The sequence below is a fragment of the Streptomyces sp. cg35 genome (assembly GCF_050410835.1).
Lineage (GTDB): Bacteria > Actinomycetota > Actinomycetes > Streptomycetales > Streptomycetaceae > Streptomyces.
On record NZ_CP191268.1, the window covers coordinates 4521020 to 4536157 of the forward strand.

At 68.7% G+C, this 15138-nt stretch carries 11 protein-coding genes; 4 read left to right on the forward strand and 7 right to left on the reverse strand.

Going from position 1 to position 15138, the window contains the following annotated elements; all coding sequences use genetic code 11:
* The first annotated feature begins 243 nt into the window (after positions 1–243).
* The 3 genes from ACQUQD_RS20495 to ACQUQD_RS20505 all read left to right on the forward strand — a co-directional run bounded on the left by ACQUQD_RS20495 (position 244) and on the right by ACQUQD_RS20505 (position 3345).
* Positions 244–1320, forward strand: coding sequence for a ParA family protein (locus tag ACQUQD_RS20495; RefSeq protein ID WP_428957611.1), 1077 nt, complete (start codon positions 244–246; stop codon positions 1318–1320).
* Positions 1317–2420, forward strand: a complete 1104-nt coding sequence (locus ACQUQD_RS20500; protein WP_428953576.1) for a ParB/RepB/Spo0J family partition protein — start codon at positions 1317–1319, stop codon at positions 2418–2420. The genes ACQUQD_RS20495 and ACQUQD_RS20500 overlap by 4 nt, the downstream gene beginning before the upstream one ends.
* 307 nt (positions 2421–2727) lie before the next feature.
* The gene (locus tag ACQUQD_RS20505) at positions 2728–3345 is read left to right on the forward strand and encodes a GNAT family N-acetyltransferase (RefSeq protein WP_428953577.1); all 618 of its coding nucleotides are present in this window, start codon (positions 2728–2730) and stop codon (positions 3343–3345) included.
* A 96-nt stretch (positions 3346–3441) separates the two neighbouring features.
* Here ACQUQD_RS20505 and trxA read toward each other — a convergent pair whose 3' ends face one another.
* The 7 genes from trxA to ACQUQD_RS20540 form a co-directional block, all read right to left on the reverse strand.
* Positions 3442–3774, reverse strand: coding sequence for a thioredoxin (gene trxA, locus ACQUQD_RS20510; RefSeq protein WP_428953578.1), 333 nt, complete (start codon positions 3772–3774; stop codon positions 3442–3444).
* A gap of 47 nt (positions 3775–3821) precedes the next feature.
* The gene (gene trxB, locus ACQUQD_RS20515; protein ID WP_428953579.1) at positions 3822–4799 is read right to left on the reverse strand and encodes a thioredoxin-disulfide reductase; all 978 of its coding nucleotides are present in this window, start codon (positions 4797–4799) and stop codon (positions 3822–3824) included.
* Positions 4800–4940: 141 nt separating this feature from the next.
* On the reverse strand, positions 4941–5858 hold the full coding sequence (locus tag ACQUQD_RS20520) for a hypothetical protein (protein WP_428953580.1): 918 nt from the start codon (positions 5856–5858) through the stop codon (positions 4941–4943).
* On the reverse strand, positions 5855–6574 hold the full coding sequence (gene sigM / locus ACQUQD_RS20525; RefSeq protein ID WP_428953581.1) for an RNA polymerase sigma factor SigM: 720 nt from the start codon (positions 6572–6574) through the stop codon (positions 5855–5857). Before sigM ends, ACQUQD_RS20520 begins: the two co-directional genes overlap by 4 nt.
* Positions 6575–6893: 319 nt before the next feature.
* A complete protein-coding gene (locus ACQUQD_RS20530; RefSeq protein WP_428953582.1) occupies positions 6894–8627 on the reverse strand; it encodes a serine/threonine protein kinase in 1734 nt (577 codons plus the stop codon).
* A 120-nt stretch (positions 8628–8747) separates the two neighbouring features.
* Positions 8748–10991 carry a murein biosynthesis integral membrane protein MurJ gene (murJ, locus tag ACQUQD_RS20535; protein WP_428953583.1) on the reverse strand — a complete coding sequence of 748 codons (2244 nt, stop codon included), beginning with the start codon at positions 10989–10991 and terminating at the stop codon, positions 8748–8750.
* Positions 10992–11036: 45 nt separating this feature from the next.
* The gene (locus ACQUQD_RS20540; protein WP_428953584.1) at positions 11037–13370 is read right to left on the reverse strand and encodes a DUF6049 family protein; all 2334 of its coding nucleotides are present in this window, start codon (positions 13368–13370) and stop codon (positions 11037–11039) included.
* A gap of 221 nt (positions 13371–13591) precedes the next feature.
* On the opposite strand from ACQUQD_RS20540, the gene ACQUQD_RS20545 reads away from it, so the two are divergent.
* A complete protein-coding gene (locus ACQUQD_RS20545) occupies positions 13592–15064 on the forward strand; it encodes a CCA tRNA nucleotidyltransferase (RefSeq protein ID WP_428953585.1) in 1473 nt (490 codons plus the stop codon).
* Positions 15065–15138 lie beyond the last annotated feature (74 nt).

Here is a 15138-nt window from a genome sequence, read left to right on the forward strand (position 1 = left end):
CTCCACAAAAGCTGCCAAACGTATACATCCCGGGGTGTCGCGCGAGAGTGCACCGGGCTGCGGTGCATCGTGTTTCACGTGAAACGTCGCTCACTGCTGCATGGCATCATCAGTCGCGGCCGCGCAGCGGCCGCTCCCCGCGACCGTAGACCTCTCGGATCCCTCGAATCGGACACGGAGTTGTCCACAGAAGGGGATTCGTCCACAGAAGACAGGGCCTCGCTGGTTCTCGACCCCGAAGGCATGGGAGGCTCTGTTCATTGCGAGCCTGAAGTCGAGGAGAGTGAATCCTTGCGGTCCGACGCCAACATCGCGGGACCGATGACCGATCCGGTCCCCGGTCCCCGCACCGAGTCGGCGGGGGAGGATGTTTCACGTGAAACACCGACCCCGATGGACGACACACCCATCGGTCGCGCTGCCCAGCTGGCAGTGGAAGCTCTCGGTCGCGCGGGCGAGGGCCTGCCACGCCCGGAGCAGACCCGCATCATGGTGGTGGCCAACCAGAAGGGCGGGGTCGGCAAGACCACGACGACGGTCAACCTTGCCGCCTCGCTCGCGTTGCACGGCGCACGCGTCCTGGTGATCGACCTCGACCCGCAGGGCAACGCCTCCACGGCTCTGGGTATCGACCATCACGCCGAAGTGCCCTCCATCTACGACGTGCTGGTCGACAGCAGGCCGCTCTCGGAAGTGGTCCAGCCCGTCGCCGATGTCGAAGGCCTCTTCTGCGCGCCGGCCACCATCGATCTCGCCGGCGCGGAGATCGAGCTGGTCTCTCTGGTCGCACGTGAGAGCCGGCTGCAGCGCGCCATCCAGGCGTACGAGCAACCGCTGGACTACATCCTCATCGACTGCCCGCCGTCGCTCGGTCTTCTGACGGTCAACGCTCTTGTCGCGGGGGCAGAGGTACTGATCCCGATCCAGTGCGAGTACTACGCGCTGGAAGGGCTCGGTCAGCTCCTGCGCAACGTGGATCTCGTGCGGGGGCATCTCAACCCGAGCCTGCACGTCTCGACGATCCTCCTGACGATGTACGACGGACGCACGCGGCTGGCCTCTCAGGTCGCCGACGAGGTCCGCAGTCATTTCGGTGAGGAGGTGCTGCGGACGAGCATTCCCCGCTCGGTCCGTATCTCGGAGGCGCCGAGTTATGGGCAGACGGTGCTGACCTACGATCCGGGGTCGAGCGGTGCACTCTCCTACCTCGAAGCGGCGAGGGAGATGGCGCTGCGCGGAGTCGGAATCCACTACGACGCCCAGCATGCCCACACGGGCACTCAACTTGACCAGCAGAGCACGCCGGAGGGTATTCAGTGAGCGAGCGACGGAGGGGACTGGGCCGTGGTCTCGGCGCGCTGATCCCCGCTGCCCCCACACCGGAGAAGACGGCACCGGCGGCCGCGGCAGGAGGAGCTTCGTCTTCTCCCACCGCCGTGCCGGTGCTGACAGCGGAGCGTGGAGTGGCGGCGGCGAAGGTGGCGTCGCTTCCGCAGGCGAATGTTTCACGGGAAACCGAGGAGCCGGCGGGCGGCGCGGTGGACGGCTTCGAGCGTCCTGCGGGCGCGTACTTCGCGGAGCTTCCGCTCGATGCCATCACGCCCAACCCGCGCCAGCCGCGTGATGTGTTCGACGAGGACGCCCTTGCCGAACTCATCACGTCCATCAAGGAAGTCGGGCTGCTGCAGCCTGTCGTCGTACGGCAGGTGGGGCCCGGGCGCTACGAGCTCATCATGGGCGAGCGTCGCTGGAGGGCCTGCCGTGAGGCGGGGCTCGAGCGGATCCCCGCGATCGTGCGGGCGACGGAGGACGAGAAGCTTCTCCTGGACGCGCTCCTGGAGAACCTGCACCGTGCGCAGCTGAACCCGCTGGAAGAGGCGGCCGCCTACGACCAGCTGCTCAAGGACTTCAACTGCACGCACGACCAGCTGGCGGACCGCATCGGCCGGTCCCGTCCGCAGGTGTCCAACACCTTGCGTCTGCTGAAGCTGTCGCCGGCAGTGCAGCGTCGCGTCGCGGCGGGCGTGCTGTCCGCGGGCCACGCGCGTGCGCTTCTCTCGGTCGAGGACTCGGAGGAGCAGGACCGGCTGGCTCACCGCATCGTGGCCGAAGGGCTCTCGGTGCGGGCCGTCGAGGAGATCGTGACCCTCATGGGATCGCGGCCCACGAACACGGCGCGGGCGAAGGGACCACGGGCCGGCACGCGGGTGTCCCCGGCGCTCAGTGACCTTGCCACGCGGCTCTCGGACCGGTTCGAGACGCGGGTGAAGGTCGACCTGGGCCAGAAGAAGGGCAAGATCGTCGTCGAGTTCGCTTCGATGGATGATCTGGAGCGCATTCTCAGCTCGCTCGCCCCGGGCGAAGGACCGGTTCTTCAGAACGGTCTCGCCGAGGAGAGCGAGCACGACGAGCAGGACTGACCGTCCACTCATGTGACCCAAAAAGCGGGCTGTGTCCGGTGTGTACCGGAACACGGCCCGCTCTTTGCTTTCTTACGGTATCGATGGAATCGCATCGTGGTTACGATGCGACCGGGAAGAGCGCATCCACCCGGCAGCACCTCACAGGGGAGGCAGGGGTCATGCCATCGGTGAGTCGCACCGGACTGATGACCGCGGGTCTCGGACTGGGCGCGGTCGGCGGATTCGTCGGCAGCCTGCTCAGGGAACGGAACGCTCTGACAGCGGCCCGCGTCGCAGCGGGCGAAGGAAGCGAGGAACTGCCTTCATGGGGCGTCGGCTCGTACCGCTCACGCTGGACAACCTTCCGGACCTTCCCCAGCGTTGCCGGTCGTGCGTCTTCTGGGAGCTGGACCCGGTCAGCGGTGAGGCCGCGGTAAGAGCGGGCACACCGGAGCTGGAGAAGGAAGCGTGGATCTCCGGAGTCCTGTTGGAATGGGGTTCCTGCGGCCGTGTCGTCTACGTCGATGACGTCCCCGTCGGATTCGTGCTCTACGCGCCGCCTGCCTACGTTCCTCGGGCCACGGCGTTCCCCACGAGCCCGGTGTCCCCCGATGCCGTCCAGTTGATGACGGCCTCGATCCTGCCGGGCTATCAGGGTCAGGGCCTCGGGCGCGTCATCGTGCAGACCGTCGCCAAGGACTTGTTGCGCCGGGGGTTCAAAGCGATCGAGGCCTTCGGTGATGCCCAGTGGAAAGAGCCAGCCTGCCTGCTTCCGGCCGACCACCTGCTGGCCGTCGGCTTCAAGACCGTACGGCCCCACCCCTCGTACCCGAGGCTGCGACTGGATCTGCGGACGACGCTCTCCTGGAAGGAGGACGTCGAGATGGCGCTGGACCGATTGCTGGGTGCGGTGCAGAAGGAGCCGGCTCTGAGGCCGCTGTGAAAGATCCCCTCACGCCAACGGGCCAACCCGCTGGGGTTGGCCCGTTCCTGTTTCACGTGAAACAGCGTCCGCCGTCCGTGAAACGACGTCGTCGAATTACTCGGCGATGAAGTCCTCGAGGTCGCGCACGATGGCGGCCTTGGGCTTGGCGCCGACGATGGTCTTGGCGACCTCGCCACCCTGGTAGACGTTCAGGGTCGGGATGGACATGACGCCGTACTTGGCGGCGATGGCCGGGTTCTCGTCGATGTTGAGCTTGACGACCTCGATCTTGTCGCCGTACTCGGCGGCGATGGCCTCGAGCGAGGGCGCGATCTGGCGGCACGGACCGCACCAGGCGGCCCAGAAGTCGACCAGGACGGGCTTGTCGCTCTTCAGGACGTCCTCGTCGAAGGAGGCGTCCGTCACGTTCTTCAGGTTGCCGGCCACAGCGGGCTCCTCATTTCTTGGGGGGTTGCGGGAGGGGAAGTTCGGTGTCAGACGCCGGCGGCCGGCGTCTTCTCGGGCTCGGCGGCCTCGCCGTCGGCGAGCGCGGCGAGGAAACGCTCAGCGTCGAGAGCGGCGGAGCAGCCGGTGCCGGCCGCCGTGATCGCCTGGCGGTAGGTGTGGTCCACGACGTCACCGGCGCCGAAGACTCCGGTCAGGTTGGTGCGCGTCGACGGCGCCGCCACCTTCAGGTAGCCCTCGTCGTCCAGGTCGAGCTGCCCCTTGAAGAGCTCCGTCCGCGGGTCGTGGCCGATCGCGATGAACAGGCCCGTCACCGGCAGCTCCGAGGTCTCGCCCGTCTTGAGGTTGCGCAGCGTCAGACCGGCGAGCTTCGGGTCGCCCTTGATCTCGGCGACCTCACTGTCCCAGACGAACTTGATCTTCGGGTCGGCGAACGCGCGCTCCTGCATCGCCTTGGAGGCGCGCAGGGTGTCACGGCGGTGCACGATCGTCACGGACTTGGCGAAGCGCGAGAGGAAGGTGGCCTCCTCCATCGCGGTGTCGCCACCACCGATCACGGCGATGTCCTGGTCCTTGAAGAAGAACCCGTCGCAGGTCGCGCACCAGGAGACACCGCGGCCGGACAGGGCGTCCTCGTTCGGCAGGCCGAGCTTGCGGTGCTGGGAGCCGGTGGTGACGATGACGGCCTTCGCGCGGTGCACGGTGCCGGCGGTGTCCGTCACGGTCTTGATCTCGCCGCTCAGGTCGACGGCGACGACGTCGTCAGGCACCAGCTCGGCGCCGAAGCGCTCCGCCTGGCCGCGCATGTTGTCCATGAGCTCGGGGCCCATGATGCCGTCCTGGAAGCCCGGGAAGTTCTCCACCTCGGTCGTGTTCATCAGCGCGCCACCGGCGGTGACGGCGCCCTCGAACACCAGCGGCTTCAGCGACGCGCGCGCGGTGTAGAGCGCCGCCGTGTAGCCGGCGGGCCCGGAGCCGATGATGATCACGTTACGGACGTCGCTCACGGCTTGATTCCTCGTCTCTGCGGGACTGCTGCGTACTGCCGGGGGAGCCTCTTCTCAGGACTCTCACCCCACCCAACGGATCCTACGGGGCATGCATTCCCGACGTGTCCGAGTGCACGTCGGGAGTGCGTTCGGGCGCCCTCAGGCGCGGTCGTAGTCGTGGGTGTATAGCAGCTTGCCCGCGGAGGAGGCCTGCTTCACACAGGCGGCGTCCACGATGAAGGCCGTCACGCGATGAGCCGGATCGGTCTTGTGGGGCAGCACGACGAGATAGACGCTCTTGCCTTCGTACGTGCCCTGCTCCGCCGCGAGGGGATCCTCGTTGCGGTGGGTTCCGAGCTGGATGCAGGCCGGCACGGTGGCGGCTCGCTTCGGCAGCACCGGGACCGTCTGCGGGGTCTTGGGACCGCTGTCCTGTGTGCCGAAGGACGGCTTCTCCGATGAGGGGGGAGCCGAGGGGTCCCCGTCGGCGCCGAGCATCTCCGACACCTTCGTGTCCAGCGAAGCCTCGGCGAAGGTGTCCGCGGAGCCGCTCTCCTTCGCGGTGGGAGTGCCGCCCCCGTTCTGCAGGAGCAGCGCGCCGACGCCGAGCGCGGCCACGGTCAGAACGGCTCCGAGGGCCGCGCCCGTGCGGCGACGCGTTGCTCGGGTCTTGCGCCCGGGGCCGGAGGCGGCGCGAGGGTGCCCCGACGGCCGGTCCACGGAGCGTGGAGCAGGCTCCGGAGCGTCGACAGCCGATGTTTCACGTGAAACGGGATCGGCTGTTTCACGTGAAACTTCTTCTTCCGCCGCGCTGGGAGCCAGGCTGTCCAGAAGTGCTTCGGCGGCCAGTGCCGCATCGATGCGGCCGACGATGTCCTCGGGCATGCGCGGCGGTCCCGGAACAGTGCCGAGCAGGCCGCGGATCTCCTCCATCGAAGCGTAGACATCGGCGCACAGGACACAGCCGTCGAGATGGCGCCGGATGTCGGACGTACGGGACGCAGGGAGCAGACCTTCGGCGAGGTCGGAGATCTCGGTGACCTCCGGGTGCCCTGCCGTGTCGGTCGTGGAAGTCACGCTCGCCCACCTCCGCCCTTCACCGCAGCCGAATCATTTGGTCCTGCCTCGTCCCGAGGACCCGCTGCGGGTGGGACGGATGTCCCCTGCGTCCGGTTCCTTCCAGGGGATGGGTTCTCGCCACTTTCCTTGTCACCGTTCTCCGTGCGCAGGTGTGTCAGGAGAGGGAGGAGCCTGGCCCTGCCGCGGGCACAGCGACTCTTGACGGTGCCGGTGGGCACGTCGAGCATCCGGGCGGCTTCCGCCACCGGGTAGCCCTGCATGTCGACGAGGACGAGAGCGGCCCGCTGATCGGCCGGCAAGGATCCCAGTGCTTCCAGGAGCTCCCGATGGAGGTCGTTGCGTTCCGCGGGGGCGGCCGCGGACTCGTGGGGCTCCAGGAGCTGCTCCAGGCGCTCCGTGTCGTCCACGGGCGAGGTCTTCCGGGAGGCCACCTTGCGGGCCCGGTCCAGGCAGGCGTTCACGGTGATGCGATGCAGCCAGGTCGTCACGGCGGACTGCCCGCGAAAGGTGTGCGCGGCGCGATAGGCGGAGACCAGAGCGTCCTGCACCGCGTCGGCGGCCTCCTCCCGGTCGCCCAGCGTCCTCAGCGCGACGGCCCAGAGCCGGTCCCGATGCCGACGGACGATCTCACCGAAGGCGTCCGGGTCACCCTCAGTGTGTCGGTGCATCAGCTCTAGGTCGTCGACGTGCCGGAGCGGCAGATCATCCTGCACCTGTGTGCCCCCTCCCCCTCTCTCGTGAACTCTACGGACCGGGTGTGGGAAGCGCGACACCACTAAAGGGAAAGGCCTCCGTTGTTGCGGCCGGGATCGCCGTGATCTCGGTGTCAGGAATCGCGCAGGCAGCAGCCACCTCGTACACGGGGGGCGTCCCGCAGCGGTGCGTCGCCAGGATCCAGAACCATGAGATTTCCAAGAATCAGAAATCTCTGGCCCGTCTGACGAAAGCCCACGAAAGATCGATCGTAGAGGCCGAGAGAGTTCTCGGCCGACGGGATGCTGAAACCACGGGAAACTGACGGACGGAGAGCCGTCAGCTCTCCTTGCCGTACACCTTGACCTCGGACACTCCGCCTCGGAACAGGCTGGGAGAGCCGTCCTGAGGGAGTTCCGTGATGTGGACGAGGATGTATCGCGTACGGATCGGCTTGTCGAGATCCACCGAGACGGTCTTGCCGACCTTGTCCAGCTTCTTGAACTTCTGAGAGAAGCTGGAGATCGATGAGCTTCCGGCGGCGTTCTCGTCAGTGCCCAGAATCTCTACGGTCTGACCGCTCCGGTACATGTCCACATCGATCGAGGACACGTCCTTGACGCTGCCGAGGTCAAAGACGAGACCGCTGCCCTGCTTGCGGTTCGGCAGGTTCCCGAAGTTCGCGTAGCCCTTGTACTGCGGGGTGACCCAGGCCGTTCCGGGGTCACCGTCCATGGCCAGCGGGACCTGATCCTGCTTTATGCCGGAGCCACTGGGCATGAACTCGGTCGCCTGCTGGATCTTGATGGGGCGTTTGACGGACTCCCCGCTCTTCTCACTGACGTCCGACGGCTGTGTCTCTTGCTGGCCATTGGAGTTGTCGCGATCCATCAACGCGTCGGCCAGCTGCCAGCTGCCGAGGCCGAGCGCGGCGATGAGCAGCGCCGAGACGGCCCACTTGAGGACCGTGCCGGTGCGGCTCTGCAGCGGCGCCGGCGGGGTGGGGATGGCCTGGCCGGCGCCGGGCCCGGCAGGACGGCCGTACGTGCCCTGCTGATAGGTGGTCCGCTGGTACTCCGGCGGTGCGGTGAACGCGGGCTCCGGCGGACGGATCCTGGGCATCTCACCGATGGCCTTCACCAGGTCCTCCGGCGTGGTGCACGGGGGTTCCTGGCGGGACGCCGTCGCTCCGTCGTTGGCCAGCGCGCGCATGGCGAGCTCCGCGAGGCCGCGGTGGACGCCGGCCCGCACCTGGTCGGGGGCGATGAGGCCCACTCCCTTGGGCAGCCCGGACAGGCCGTACGCGTCGTTCTCGTACGGCCAGCGCTGGGTCAGCGCGGCGTACAGGAGAGCGCCGATGGCTTCCGTGTCGGTGCGCTGCGGGGTGTCGGAGGTGATGCCGCGCAGCGCGGCGTTCACGGCGAGGCCGCGGATGCGCCACTGCCCGGTGGAGGTGCGCAGCACGGCGCTGGGCGTGAGCCGCAGATGGGCGAGGCCCTCGCGGTGTGCGGCCGCCATGGCATGGGAGATCTGGCTGACCATCTGGTAGGCGTCGTGCGCCTCGAGAGAACTCGCCGCGAGCAGCGCCGTCAGCTCGGTGGCGTCGGGCAGCCACTCGTGGACGACGTAGACGAGATCGTTCTCCTCGACCGCGTCCAGGACCTGGACGAACCGCGGGTCGCCGAGCAGTGCCGACGAGCGGGCCGCCGCGAGTACCGAACGGGCCCGCGGATGGTCGGCGGGCAGCAGATGGACGCCGACGGCACGGCGGAGTTTCTCGTCGACCGCACGCCAGCTGCTGAAACCGTCCAGACGGGTGACACATTCTTCGAGCCGGTAGCGTCGCGCCAGCTTGTGGCCGCTGTGCAGCTCGGGCGGTGAGGACGTGCCGGGGCTCATGTGCGTCCCCGTCTCCGCGGTGTCCACGGCCTCCTCACGCGCCCTGGTGTCCCGTTCCCCGCTCTTGGCCACCCCGTCGGCCGTGGCCTGCTCCGCCTTGTCCGCCTTGGCGGTCAGCGGTTCGTCACCGCCGTTGTCGGCCACGTCGACGGCAGCCGTGCTCCGTTCCGCCACCGTCGTTCCTGCCTCCCCATCCGTTGCACTTACTCCGACGCCAAAGCCAATTGTGCCCACAGTCCGGCGCTATGCACGACACGCAGAGGTCGCCGATGGTTGTGCGCGATTCCGGTCGAGTCAGCGGCCGAGTCGACCGCGGACCATTCCGACCATCGAATTCAGCTCCTCGATCCGCATCTTCCGGGCTGCCACGTAGAAGACGCCCAGCAGCGCCGCACCACCGACGACCAGCGCCGCGATCGAGCCGACCGCGCCGTGACCGAGTGTCTTGGTGAGCGCGTACCCGATTCCGCCGCCGATGATCGTGGCAGGAACAGAAGCGAGGCAGAGCCGGGCGTACGTACGCACGACGTTCGTCCCGTCCAGGTCGCCGCCGAGCCGCTTGCGCAGCCGGCGCCACGCGATACCGACGCCGATCGCGTACGCGAGACCGTACGAGAAGGCCATGCCGACGACCGCCCACTTAGCGGGCAGGATCATGTAGCACAGGGCCGAGGCGGCGGCGTTGACCGCGGCGACGATGACCGTGTTGTAGAAGGGCGTCCGGGTGTCCTCGTACGCGTAGAAGCCGCGCAGCACCACGTACTGCACGGAGTACGGGATCAGGCCGAGGCCGAACGCCATGAGGATGTAGCCCATGGACTGCGCTGCCTCGGTGCCGCTGGAGCCGAAGAGCAGGGTGCACATCGGGATACCCAGCCCCACGAACATGAACGCCACCGGGACGATCGCGACCGCCGAGGTGCGCAGGCCCGAGGAGATGTCGTCGCGGACCGCGCCCGGGTCGCCGTCGTGGGCGGCTCGCGAGATGCGCGGCAGCAGCGCCGCCATGACCGAGACGGTGATGATGGCCTGCGGCATGCCCCAGATCAGCTGGGCGTTGGAGTAGCCCAGGATGCCGGTGCCGTCGACGGACGACGCCTCTCCGGCGGCCGTGGCGAGCTGAGTGACGACCACGACGCCCGCCTGGTTGGCGAGAACGAACAGGACGGTCCACTTGGCGAGCTTGATGGCCTTGCCGAGTCCGTGGCCCTTCCAGTCGAACCGCAGCCGGAAGCGGAAGCCGGTCTCGCGCAGGTACGGGATCATCGCCAGCGCCTGCACGGTCAGGCCGAGCAGGGTGCCGATACCGAGGAGACGGACACCGTCCGCGGGAATGGTGGTCACGCCCATGTTGGACTCGGCCGCGGTCCCGTAGACCCAGATGAACATGCCGAAGGTGAAGATCATGACGATGTTGTTGAGGACCGGGGTCCACATCATCGCGCCGAACTTCCCGCGGGCGTTCAGGATCTGGCCCATCACCACGTGCACACCCATGAAGAAGATCGTGGGCAGGCAGTAGCGGGCGAACGTGACGCCGACGCTGTTGGCGGCCTGGTTGCCGGCGATCGTCGGCGACATCGCGTGGACCAGCAGCGGTGCCGCGAGGACGACGAGCGCGACGATCACCGCGAGCGCCACCATGACGAGGGTGAGCAACCGGTTGGCAAAGGCTTCGCCGCCGTCGTCGTCCTCCTTCATAGCGCGCACGAGCTGCGGCACGAAGACCGAGTTCAGACCACCGCCGACGGTCAGGATGTAGATCATCGTCGGCAGCGTGTACGCGACGGTCCAGGTGTCACCGAGGAGCCCCGCGCCCAGCGCCGCGGTGATCACCACGGTGCGGACGAAGCCGGTGAGGCGGGAGACGAGCGTGCCCGCCGCCATCACCGCGCTCGACTTCATGAGGCTCGCGGCGCGGCCGCCCTTCCTCGGGGCGGGGGCCGGAGCCGCGGCCGGCGGGGGCACCGGCGGCGCTACCTGGCCGAGCACCCGGGTCGGGTCGTCGACCGGCGGCTCGGCCGGGGCACGGCCCCCGCTGTAGCCCGGCTGCTGGTCACGGAAGAGGTGCGCGAAGGCGTCCGGCTCATGACGCTCCTCACCGGCCTGCGTCACCAGGTCGTCGACGCCCACGAACTGGGTCGTGCGCGCGTCGTCGCCGTACGGCAGGTACTGGGTGGGGCCGTCCGGCTCCGGCGCGGGCGTCTGCGCCCAGACGCGCGGGTCGGGCTGGTACTGGTTCGTGGGCGGCTGCCCGTACAGGGGCTGTGCCTGATACGTGCCCGGGGGCGGCGGCGGGTGCGCGGCCCGGTCGTACAGCGCCTCGGTCACCGGATCCTGGGCGGCGAGGTCGTTCGCCCGGTACGGATCCTGGTCGTAGGCGTCCTGGAGGTACGCGTCCTGCGGATACGCGTCGGGGGCGGGCTGGGGCGGCGGGACCTGCCCGCCGGCCCCGTGGGAGCCGGCGTACGGGTGGCCATCGCCCGAGGCAGAGCCACCCGAGCCCTGGCCACGGTCACCGTCGTACGGCGCGTTCATGGTTACCCCACCTCATCGTCCCCGGCCCACCGGCCACGACATCGCTCAACGGTCCACTCTCTCACCCGTGTCCGACGGGGCCGCGCTTTCCGAAGCGGTGTCAGCCATCGGGTCACTCGGCTGCTGCGGAACGTCGGCCCGTGCGGTGGGAGCCGATTCACCCTCCGGGGTGTCCTGCGCCGCCGCGGCGTCGTCCTGCGGGCCGTCCTCCTGCTGCTGGGCGGCCGTGGTGCGCTTGCGATGGGTGTACATCCGGAACCCGGCCAGGACCAGCAGCAGGACGCCGCCACCGATGACGAGCATCACGGTCGGCGTGATCTCGGTGGCGTCCACCTTGAAGGCGATTTCCTTGCCGTACGGCTGGTTGTCCTCGGTGTACAGCTGGGCGTACACGGTGACCGGGCCCGTGGCCTTGGCCGTGGTGGTGAACTTCACGGACTGGCTGTGCCCGCTGGCGATCTTCACCGTCTTGTCCTCGAAGGTACCGCCGCCGATCTTGAGGCGGGTGCCGTTGTCCGACCTGAGGCGCAGGACCAGGTGGTCGACGTCCTGCCACAGGTTGTTCTGCACGGACACCGGGATGGTCGCGCTGCGCCCTGAGAGCCGCACTCCGGACTTCTCGATCAGGGCGACCTGATTGGTGAGGTCGGAGAGATACGACGCGACGCCGTCGCGGAACGTCTCGGAGGTCCCGCTCCTGGTCCGCCACGAGGTGGACATCTCCCGGTCCATCGCGCGGCCGAACGGTGTCACCACTCGGGACCGGTCGGTGAGGACGACCTTGAAGTTCTCCAGGTCGCTCTGGGTGTCCTGGATCTGCTCGAACGCGTCACCCGACAGTTCCTGCTTGCGCAGGGACGACGGGTAGGCCCGGGAGGACGGGACACGCGTGGTCGCGTCCGGATCGGGCTTCGCCTTGGCTGCCGCCGACAGGCTCTGGGACTGCGACCAGGTACCGCTCTGCAGGATGCCCAGTGCCGTCGCCATGGCCTGGGCCTGGTTCGTGGTGGGCATCCGCTGCGGGGCCATGACGACGCTGCGCTGCCTGTCCGTCTGCTGGTTGAGCATCAGGCTCTGGGCGAGGAACTCCTGGACGGCGAGCGTGGAGTTCTCCGCGTGCGCCAGATCGCCCTGGAACGCGGTCGACAGCCGGGCGTCGGCGACCACGGCCGTGGCACCGCCGCCGATCGGACGCGCGGCGGACGGCGTGTACGCCAGGGCGTTGCCCTCCCGGAAGCTGTCGCTGCGCGCGATGATCTTGTCGGCTCCCGCGGACGTGGCGACCTTGACGATGTCCGGGTCGACGGCGCCCTCGGCGGGCCACGCGTAGGACGTGTCCGCCTTCACATGGAGGATCGTGTCCACGGTCGACACGGCGGCGTCCGTGGCGTCCTTGAGGTGGCCGAGCGACCCGGCGACCTTGGTGCCGCTGTGCGCGAGGGACGCCAGATCCGGATCGGCGAACGGCAGCGTGACCACCTTCTGGCCCTGCACGGCCGTCTGCAGCTCGCTCAGCCACTCCTTGGCGATCGCCTGGTCCTTGCCGGACGTGAACTTCCCGTCGGCACCCTTGATCTTGTAGGCCTCCGTCATCGCGTCGACCGAGGCCAGCAGGTCGGGATCGATCACCCAGGTGACGTCGAGGTCCCTGCCGAGCGTCAGCATCTGCTGGAGGCGGCCGCCGGGGCGGATCTGCTGGGCCAGGCTGTCGTCGTTGAAGACCGGGGTCTGCTGCTCGTCCGTGCCCGTCTCGGCGGTGAGATGCGTGTCGGAGATCAACGGCCACAGAGCCGTCGTCCTCGTCTTGGTGTCCGCTGCGCCGGGCTGCCAGGGCAGGAAGGTCCGCTGGATGCCGAGCGTCTGCCCGTACGGCTGGGCGGCGGTCTGGCCCATGAGGGCGACGCTGATCTGGTAGACGCCGTCCGCGCCGAGGTGCAGTGCCTTCGCCGGAACGGACAGGGTGAAGTCCTGCGTCGCGCCGGGCGCCAGCTTCGCGATCTTCTCGGCGTACTTGCCCGCGACCTCCGTGCCGTCCGGGGAGCCGCCGGTGCCCCTCTTCGCGGCGTCGTCGATCGCCGAGCGTCCGGTGTAGGAGGTGCCGACCCGCAGCCCTACGTGGGCGTCGGTGACCGCCTGCCGGCCGTCGTTGGTGACCTTGCCGCGGACCGTGATCGTGTCCCGTTCCGTCGGCGCACCGGGCGAGAGACTGTTCACGGCCACGTCGACCGTCTTCGTACCGGTCGCGGCGGAAGCCTTCGCAGGAGTGGCCGCCGACGCGGGGACGGCGCCGGGCAGCAGGGGCAGCGCGGCCAGGAGCGGCGTCGCGGCGAGCAGAGCGCCGGTGCGCCGCAGCAGGCGACGGGCAGGTGAGGGACTCATCCCTGGGAAGTCTGCCGCCTCGGCCACGCGCTCGTCCGTTCCTCGTCGTCGTCAGTGGTCGCAGATGTGTCCACGCATGGTAACGAGGAGCGCTGTGGCTGAGTGCCACGGTCCGCTCCACAAGATCGTGGAGCCAGGGTAGGGGGCCGCTTTCCCGCTCGTGCGGCGGCCCCGGCAAACGGTTCGGTCCGGGTGCCCGGGGCCACGTACCCTGTCCTGTTGTGCCGAACGCCAATGAAGACAACGCCAGTGCCCTGAGCGAGGTGCAGCGCCGCGCGGTCAGCGAGCTGCTGCGGGTCTCGCCTGTCGCAGACGACCTCGCCCGCCGCTTCCAGGAGGCCGGGTTCTCCCTCGCCCTGGTCGGAGGGTCGGTCCGGGACGCACTGCTCGGTCGGCTCGGCAACGACCTGGACTTCACCACCGACGCCCGCCCCGAGGACGTTCTGAAGATCGTCCGTCCGTGGGCCGACGCGGTGTGGGAGGTCGGGATCGCGTTCGGCACGGTCGGCTGTCAGAAGGACGCCCGCGTCGACGGCGTGGACCAGAGCTTCCAGGTCGAGGTCACGACGTACCGCTCGGAGGCGTACGACCGCACGTCGCGCAAGCCCGAGGTGTCGTACGGCAGCTCCATCGGCGAGGACCTCGTCCGCCGCGACTTCACGGTGAACGCGATGGCCGTGGCGCTCCCTGAGAAGGAGTTCATCGATCCGCACGGTGGCCTGGAGGATCTGGCCGCGCGCGTCCTGCGGACGCCGGGCACGCCCGAGGACTCCTTCTCGGACGACCCGCTGCGGATGATGCGGGCCGCCCGGTTCGCCGCTCAGCTCGACTTCGAGGTGGCACCCGAGGTCGTCGCCGCGATGAAGGCCATGGCCGGCCGCATCGAGATCGTCTCCGCCGAGCGCGTCCGGGACGAGCTGAACAAGCTGATCCTCTCGGCACACCCGCGCAAGGGCCTCACCCTGCTCGTCGACACGGGCCTGGCCGACCATGTCCTGCCCGAGCTGCCCGCGCTGCGTCTGGAGCGGGACGAGCACCACCGGCACAAGGACGTCTACGACCACACGCTGATCGTCCTCGAGCAGGCGATGGCGCTGGAGACCGACGGCCCGGACCTGACGCTGCGCCTCGCGGCGCTGCTGCACGACATCGGCAAGCCGCGCACCCGCCGCTTCGAGGATGACGGCCGTGTCTCCTTCCACCACCATGAAGTGGTCGGCGCGAAGATGACGAAGAAGCGCATGACCGCTCTCAAGTACTCCAACGAGCTGGTGAAGGACGTCTCGCGCCTCGTCGAGCTGCACCTGCGCTTCCACGGGTACGGCACCGGGGAGTGGACGGACTCGGCCGTACGTCGCTACGTGCGGGACGCGGGCCCGCTCCTGGAGCGGCTGCACAAGCTGACCCGCTCCGACTGCACGACGCGCAACAAGCGCAAGGCGAACTCCCTGTCGCGCGCCTACGACGGCCTCGAGGAGCGCATCGCACGGCTTCAGGAGCAGGAAGAGCTGGACTCGATCCGGCCGTCCCTCGACGGTAACCAGATCATGGAGATCCTGGGTGTGGGGCCGGGCCCGGTGATCGGCCAGGCGTACAAGTTCCTGCTGGAGCTGCGTCTGGAGAACGGGCCGATGGAGCATGACGCGGCGGTGGCCGCCCTCAAGGAATGGTGGGCCGGGCGCTCTCAGGACTGAGACGTCGGCAACGCCGCGGGGCTCTGTTTCACGTGAAACAGAGCCCCGCGACATGTCCGGGACGGTGCGTTGTT